The organism is Marinitenerispora sediminis, from assembly GCF_003336425.1.
Classification (GTDB): Bacteria; Actinomycetota; Actinomycetes; order Streptosporangiales; family Streptosporangiaceae; genus Marinitenerispora; species Marinitenerispora sediminis.
The window spans coordinates 1-6,586 of record NZ_QEIO01000216.1 but is presented as its reverse complement, the minus strand read 5'-3'; the positions used below and the strand labels follow the sequence as shown (position 1 = coordinate 6,586).

The window sequence follows — 6,586 nt, the reverse complement described above, 5'->3', positions numbered from 1 at the left end:
GGTAGTCTGATGAGCGGCCCCACCCGCACCCGCCCGGAACGAGGAACCCAGCTCAGGTGAGCACGCAGCTGCGCCCCACCGATGTCAAGCGACTGAACCGCCAGTGGCGCAGGCGCACTGAGGGCCGCGTGGCCCTCATCGTCGAATCCGTCACTCAGCCGTTCAACCTGGGTTCCATCCTCCGGACCAGCGCCGCCTTCGGGGTCGAGACCGTCTGGCTCACCGGCAACGCCGTCGACCCCACGCACCCGCAGGTCGGCAAGACCGCCCTGGGCACCGACCAGAAGCTGCGCTGGGAGCGGGTCCGCGACACCGCCGAGGCCATCCGGGCGGCGCACGACGACGGCTACCGCGTCGTGGCCGTCGAGCTCGCGCGCGACGCCGTGCCGCTGCACGAGGCACCACTCGGGGGCGACGTCTGCCTCGCGGTCGGGGCCGAGGACCACGGTTGCTCCTCGGCGCTGCTGACCGGCTCGGACGCCGTCGCCTACATCCCGCAGATCGGCCGGGTCGGCTCGCTGAACGTCGCGGTCGCCACGGCCGTCGCCATCGCCGAGACCCGCCGCAGGGAGTGGCAGCACGCCGCGCCCGAAGCCGGCCCCGGGCCGCTCGGCCAGGCCGCCGCCACCGCCATGAACTGATCCGCCGCACCCCGCCCGCCGCGCACCGGAGCCCGGCGGGCCGCCGGTGAACCCGCACCCGACGTCACGTCCCCGTAGTCCCGCGGCAAAGTCGCCGCGTGGCCGCGATTCAATGCCCGCTCGTCGGGAACTTCTCAACCCCAACGAGCGTATTCCGTTACACCCGACCAGAGAGAGGAACATGGACCCGTCCCGAAGTAGCGGCAGCGTCCTCACCGGACGCTGTGCCCCGGAACCTGACGAGCCTCCTTCACCAGGCGGCGCGCGCGCCGAGACTGACCGCTCCGAGGCGGTGCGTGCGACATGAGCGTCATCGTCAACATCCTCCTCGGAGCGTTGGTGGTCTTCCTGATCACCGTCGCGACGGGGTACTTCGTCGCCCAGGAATTCGGCTACATGGCGGTGGACCGGTCCCGGCTCAAGGCCCGGGCCGCCGCGGGTGACGCGGGTGCCAAGCGCGCACTCGGCATCACCAACCGGACATCGTTCATGCTGTCCGGCGCCCAGCTCGGCATCACCGTCACCGGCCTGCTCGTGGGCTACATCGCCGAGCCCATGATCGGCGCCGGGATCGGCGAACTGCTCGGCGGAGCCGGCGTCCCCCAGGGCGTGGGCATCGCCGCCGGAACCGTGCTGGCCCTGCTGTTCTCCACCATCGTGCAGATGGTGTTCGGCGAGCTCTTCCCCAAGAACCTCGCCATCGCCCGGCCCGAGCCGGTGGCCCGCTGGCTCGCACTGTCGACCGGGATCTACCTGAAGCTGTTCGGCTGGCTGATCTGGTTGTTCGACCAGGCGGCCATCCTGCTGCTCAAGGCCGTGCGCATCGAGCCGGTCGAGGACGTCCAGCACGCCGCGACCGTGCGCGACCTGGAGCGCATCGTCGAGGAGTCCCGCGAGAGCGGCGACCTCCCCGCGGAGCTGTCCACCCTGCTGGACCGCACCCTGGACTTCCACGACCGCACCGCCGACCACGCCATGATCCCCCGGCCCCAGGTCACCTGGGTCGAGGTGGACGAGCCCGTGAGCCGGGTCGTCGAACTCATGGCCACCGGCCACTCGCGCTTCCCCGTGCTCGGACACGACGTCGACGACATCACCGGCGTCATCTGCCTGCGCGACGTGCTCGCGCTCGGCGACCGGGACCTGGACAGCGTGCTGGTCAAGGACGTGGCGCGGCCCGCGGTCATGGTGCCCACCTCGCTCCCGCTGACCAGCGTGCTCAGCCAGTTGCGCGAGGGCGGCGAGGAGTTCGCCTGCGTGGTCGACGAGTACGGCGGCCTGGCCGGCGTCATCACCATGGAGGACATCGCCGAGGAGCTGGTGGGCGAGATCGCGGACGAGCACGACCCCGAGGACGAGGGCGAGGCCCGCGTCGGGGACGACGGGGCCTGGCTGCTGCCCGGCGCTCTGCACGTCGACGAGGTCGAGCGGCTGCTCGGCCACGACCTTCCCGAGGGGGACTACGAGACGATCGGCGGACTGGTGATCAACGAGCTGCGCCGGCTCCCCGAGCCCGGCGACACCGTCCACGTGGACCTGCCGCGCCACCCCGGCGCCGAGGACGACGAGCCGCACCGGATCGTCACCCTGGAGGTCGACAACGTGGACCGGCACGTGCCCGAGACGGTCCGGCTGCGCCTCACCGAGGTCGCGGTCGCCGCTGAGGGCGCCGAGCGGGAGGTGCGCGCGTGAGCGACATGAACCCGTGGCTGGCCCTGGCCATCTCGGTCGCCATCATCGGGCTGAGCGCCTTCTTCGTGGCGGTGGAGTTCGCCCTCGTGGCGGCGCGCCGCTACCGGCTGGAGGAGGCCGCCGAGAGCAGCGCCTCGGCCCGGGCCGCGCTGAAGAGCGCCCGGGACCTGTCGATGCTCATGGCGGGCTCGCAGCTCGGCATCACGCTGTGCACGCTGGCGCTGGGCGCCATCACCAAGCCGGCCGTGCACCACCTGCTGGAGCCGCTGTTCCACGGCTGGCTGCCCGAGGCGGTGGCCTACGGCGTGTCCTTCGTGGTCTCCCTGATCGTGGTCACGTTCCTGCACCTGGTCGTCGGCGAGATGGCGCCGAAGTCCTGGGCCATCTCCCACCCGGAGAAGTCCGCGACCATGCTCGCCATCCCCATGCGCGGCTTCATGTGGCTGACCCGGCCGGCGCTCGCGGTGCTCAACGGGCTGGCCAACTGGACGCTGCACCGGTTCGGGGTGGACGCGGTCGACGAGGTCGCCTCCGGGCACGGCCCGGACGACCTGCGGGAGCTCGTGGACCACTCGGCCAAGGCCGGCGCGCTGGACGAGGAGCGGCGCGACCAGCTCGCCACCGCGCTGGAGGTCAACTCCCGGCCGCTGCGCGAGATCGTCACCCCCCGGGAGGAGCTCGCGGGTGTCGGCCCCGAGGCCTCCCTGGAGACGGTCAAGCAGGTGTCCCGCGAGAGCGGCCACCTGCGGCTGGTGGTCCTCGACGGCGACCAGCCGCTCGGGGTGCTGCACGTCCGCGACGCGCTGACCAGCGGAGCCGACACCAGCGCGGTCGACCTCATGCGGCCGGTGCTGACGCTGGACGCCGGCACGCCCATCTACGCGGCGCTCAGCATCATGCGGGAGAGCCGCAGCCACCTGGCCCTCGTGGAGGACGCCGGCGGGCTGCTGGGACTGGTCACCCTGCAGGACATGCTGGACCGGCTGCTCCTGGGCACGGCGGCCTGACCCGCGCTGTGACGCCGCCGAGGCGGCGGACCGGTGGCCGGCACCCGAGGGTGCCGGCCACCGGCGTCTGCGCGGCGGGCGGGGTCACCGCCCCGAGCCGGCCGCGGGCTCCGGCAGCCCGCGGACCAGCAGCCAGCCCAGCGCGGGCAGCACGGCGAGCGGGGCGAGGGCCGCGGTCAGCGAGGCGGCGTCGGCGGCGGCCCCGATCACCGGGCCGCCGATCCCGCCGATGCTGACGGTGAGGCCCAGTGTGACACCGCCGGCGGTCCCGACCCGGGTGGGCAGGTAGTCCTGGCCGAGGGTGACCTGCAGCGAGAACGGGATATAGAGGGCGACCGCCACGAGGGCCGCGAAGACGAAGACCGCTGGGCCGGGGGCGAGGACGACGCCCGCGACGGCGGGCACCGCCGCCAGGTAGGACCAGCGCACGCACCGGACCCTCCCCCAGCGCGCGGCGGCCGCGCCGCCCAGCACCGTGCCGGCCGCGCCGCCCGCGAACAGGATGAAGAGCGCGACCGCGCCGGCGGTCTCACCGCCGCCGGTCCGCTGCGCGGCGTGCAGCGCGATGAACGAGCTCAGCCCGGTGAACACGATGGAGCGCAGCACCACGGCGAGAGAGAGCCGCACGAAGGATCGGACGTCGTCGGCGGCGGCAGCGGGGCCGGTCCGCGCGGCGTCGGCGCTCGCACCGCGGTCGGCCCGCACGGCCGCCGCGGACAGCAGGGCCCCCGCGGCGGCCGGCAGCGCCAGCAGCGGCGACGCCTGGAGCCCGCCCATGGCGACGACCGGGGTGACCACCAGCGGCGCCGCGGCGAAGCCGATGTTGCCGCCGAGGGAGAACCAGCCCATCGCGGTGTGGCTGCCCCGGCTCGCTCGGCGGGCCGCCCGGGCGGCCTCCGGGTGGTAAGCGGCCACGCCCACCCCCGAGAGCGCGACGGCGGCGAGGGCCGCCGGGTAGGAGGCGCCCACGCCGCTGAGCGCGATCCCCGCCCCGGCGACGGCCGTGCTCACCGGCAGCAGCCAGGGCAGCGGCCACCGGTCGGTGAGCGCCCCGAACAGCGGCTGCACCACCGAGGACAGCAGGGAGGCGGCGAGCACGATCCCGGCCGCCGCTGCGTAGTCGAGGGAGCGCTCGGCCACCAGGAACGGCACGAGGGCCGGCACGGCCCCCTGGTAGAAGTCGACGCAGGAGTGCCCCACCGCGAGGAGGGGGACGGATCTGTTCTTCGGCACGCCATGATCATGGAGGCTGCCCCGCCTGTCGCGCTTCCGATAAAATGCCACGAGATGTCGATTCCACGCCATGATCCGGTGGCGCCCACCCTCGTCCGCCCGCTGCCCGCCGGCGGAGGCGTCGACGCGCACCGGCACGATGACCACCAGATCGTCTACGCGGGCCGGGGCGTCCTCGCCGTCACGACGGACGCCGGCTCGTGGGTGGCCCCCGCGACGCGCGCCATCTGGATACCCGCCGGCACGGTGCACGCGCACCGGGCCTACGGCGAGACCGACCTGCACACGGTGGGGCTGCCCGCCGGGGAGAACCCGCTGCGCCTGCGCACGCCGACGGTGCTGGCTGTCGCGCCGCTGCTGCGCGAGCTCATCCTCGCCTACACCCGCGCGCCGCGCGGCGACACCCCGCAGCGCCGCCGGCTGCGCGCCGTACTGCTGGACCAGCTCCGGGTGTCCCCGCGGCAGCAGCCCGTGCATCTGCCCGCCGCCTCGGACCCGCGCCTGGCCGCGGTGTGCGCGCTGCTGCGCGCCGACCCCGCCGACGACCGCACGCTCGCGGCGCTGGGCGCCCGCGTCGGCGCGAGCGGCCGCACCCTCTCCCGGCTGTTCGCCGCGGAGATGGGGATGTCGTTCCCGCAGTGGCGGACCCAGCTGCGCCTGGAGCACGCCCTGCGGCTGCTCGCGGAGGGCGTCGCGGTGACCACGGTCGCCCACCGGTGCGGCTGGGCCTCCGCGAGCGCCTTCATCGACGTCTACCGCCGGGCCTTCGGCCACACCCCGGGGTCGCGGCGGGGCCCCGGCTGAGGGCTGGTGCCGGAGTGCCCGCCGGTCCCGGTGATCTGCCGCTGATTTCGTGATCGCCCCGGTTCGCGGGAATCTGGACCCCGGGCGGACTGTTGTCGCCTGCGGACCGCAGCGCAGCACGGAGGACAGGACGGATGGCGATGCCCGAGGACGACGGCCGCGGGAGCGTGGCAGGTGGATGAGACCCGGCGCTCGGACCGGATGTGGGCGGTCGCCCTGGCGGCCGGCCTGTGGGGCACCTCCGCCCTCATGCGGGAGCCGCTCGCGCGGCAGCTGCCCGCCCCCACCATCGTGCTGTACGAGCACCTGGTGATCGTGCTGTGCCTGTCACCGTGGATCTGGCCGGCGGTGCGCGCGCTGGCCGCGGCGGGGCCGCGGGTGGTGGCCGCGATGCTCGTCGTCGGCGGCGGCTCCTCCGCCCTGGCCACCACGCTGTTCACCGCGGCCTTCACCCTCGGCGACCCGGTGACGCCCCAGGTGCTGCAGAAGCTGCAGCCGGTGTTCGCGGTGCTCCTGGCGGTGCTGCTGCTCGGCGAGCGCCTGACACCGCGGTACGCCTGGTACGCACTGCCCGCCCTCGCGGGTGCGTGGCTGCTCGCCTTTCCCGACCCGCTGGCGGTCAGCGTCGGCGGTGCCCGGGCGGCGGCGCTGGCGGTGGGGGCGGCCGTGCTGTGGGCGGCCGGCACCGTGCTCGGGCGGCTGGCCGGTACGCGGCTCGCCGTGCGGCACGTCACGGCGCTGCGGTTCACGATCGCGCTTCCGGTGACGCTGCTCATCGCGCTGGCGACCGGCGCACCGCTGACGATCGGGGCCGCGCAGCTCCCGCTGCTGGTGGCGCTCGCGCTCGTCCCCGGCCTGTTCGCGCTCGCGCTCTACTACTGGGGGCTGAGCCGCACGGCCGCCAGCCGGGCGACGCTGGCGGAGCTCACCTTCCCGCTGGTCTCCGCGCTGGTCGGGGTGGGGGTGCTCGGCGCGGAACTCGCCTGGAGCCAGTGGGCCGGCGCCGGCCTCGTCCTGGCCGCCGTGACGGCCATGGCGCTGAGCCGCTCGCGTACCGGCCCGGGCGGGGTGCGGGCCGCCGAGGTGCCGGCGGTGCGGCGCTGAGCGTGCCCGGCCGGGTGGTGCCGCCCCGGTCGGCCGCGGACGTCCGGCGGCTCGCCGGGGAGCCGGTGCGGGGGGCCGCCCGTCACTCCCCGCCGCCGCCTCCCC

6 protein-coding genes are annotated in these 6,586 nt (G+C 74.8%); 5 read left to right on the top strand and 1 reads right to left on the bottom strand.

Annotated elements, in window-relative coordinates; all coding sequences use genetic code 11:
- The first annotated feature begins 56 nt into the window (after nt 1–56).
- From DEF28_RS24990 to DEF28_RS24980, 3 genes are all read left to right on the top strand, one after another.
- Complete coding sequence (locus tag DEF28_RS24990; protein ID WP_114399489.1) at nt 57–641, top strand: TrmH family RNA methyltransferase; 585 nt, start codon at nt 57–59, stop codon at nt 639–641.
- A gap of 303 nt (nt 642–944) precedes the next feature.
- Entirely contained in the window at nt 945–2,333 is a 1,389-nt protein-coding gene (locus DEF28_RS24985; protein WP_114399490.1) for a hemolysin family protein, read from the top strand.
- On the top strand, nt 2,330–3,340 hold the full coding sequence (locus DEF28_RS24980) for a hemolysin family protein (RefSeq protein ID WP_114399491.1): 1,011 nt from the start codon (nt 2,330–2,332) through the stop codon (nt 3,338–3,340). The genes DEF28_RS24985 and DEF28_RS24980 overlap by 4 nt, the downstream gene beginning before the upstream one ends.
- Before the next feature lie 84 nt (nt 3,341–3,424).
- Here the strand turns inward: DEF28_RS24980 and DEF28_RS24975 are convergent, their stop codons facing one another.
- Nucleotides 3,425–4,573: an MFS transporter gene (locus DEF28_RS24975; protein ID WP_233515528.1), complete on the bottom strand. Its 1,149-nt coding sequence runs from the start codon at nt 4,571–4,573 to the stop codon at nt 3,425–3,427.
- A 54-nt stretch (nt 4,574–4,627) separates the two neighbouring features.
- On the opposite strand from DEF28_RS24975, the gene DEF28_RS24970 reads away from it, so the two are divergent.
- Together DEF28_RS24970 and DEF28_RS24965 are read left to right on the top strand one after the other, a co-directional pair.
- Nucleotides 4,628–5,377 carry an AraC family transcriptional regulator gene (locus DEF28_RS24970; protein WP_114399493.1) on the top strand — a complete coding sequence of 250 codons (750 nt, stop codon included), beginning with the start codon at nt 4,628–4,630 and terminating at the stop codon, nt 5,375–5,377.
- 174 nt (nt 5,378–5,551) lie between these two features.
- Entirely contained in the window at nt 5,552–6,481 is a 930-nt protein-coding gene (locus DEF28_RS24965; RefSeq protein ID WP_233515527.1) for a DMT family transporter, read from the top strand.
- Nucleotides 6,482–6,586 lie beyond the last annotated feature (105 nt).

Coding starts and splice junctions, on each gene's coding strand:
- DEF28_RS24985 (WP_114399490.1), top strand. CDS start 945: ATGAGCGTCATCGTCAACATCCTCCTCGGAGCGTTGGTGGTCTTCCTG.
- DEF28_RS24970 (WP_114399493.1), top strand. CDS start 4,628: ATGTCGATTCCACGCCATGATCCGGTGGCGCCCACCCTCGTCCGCCCG.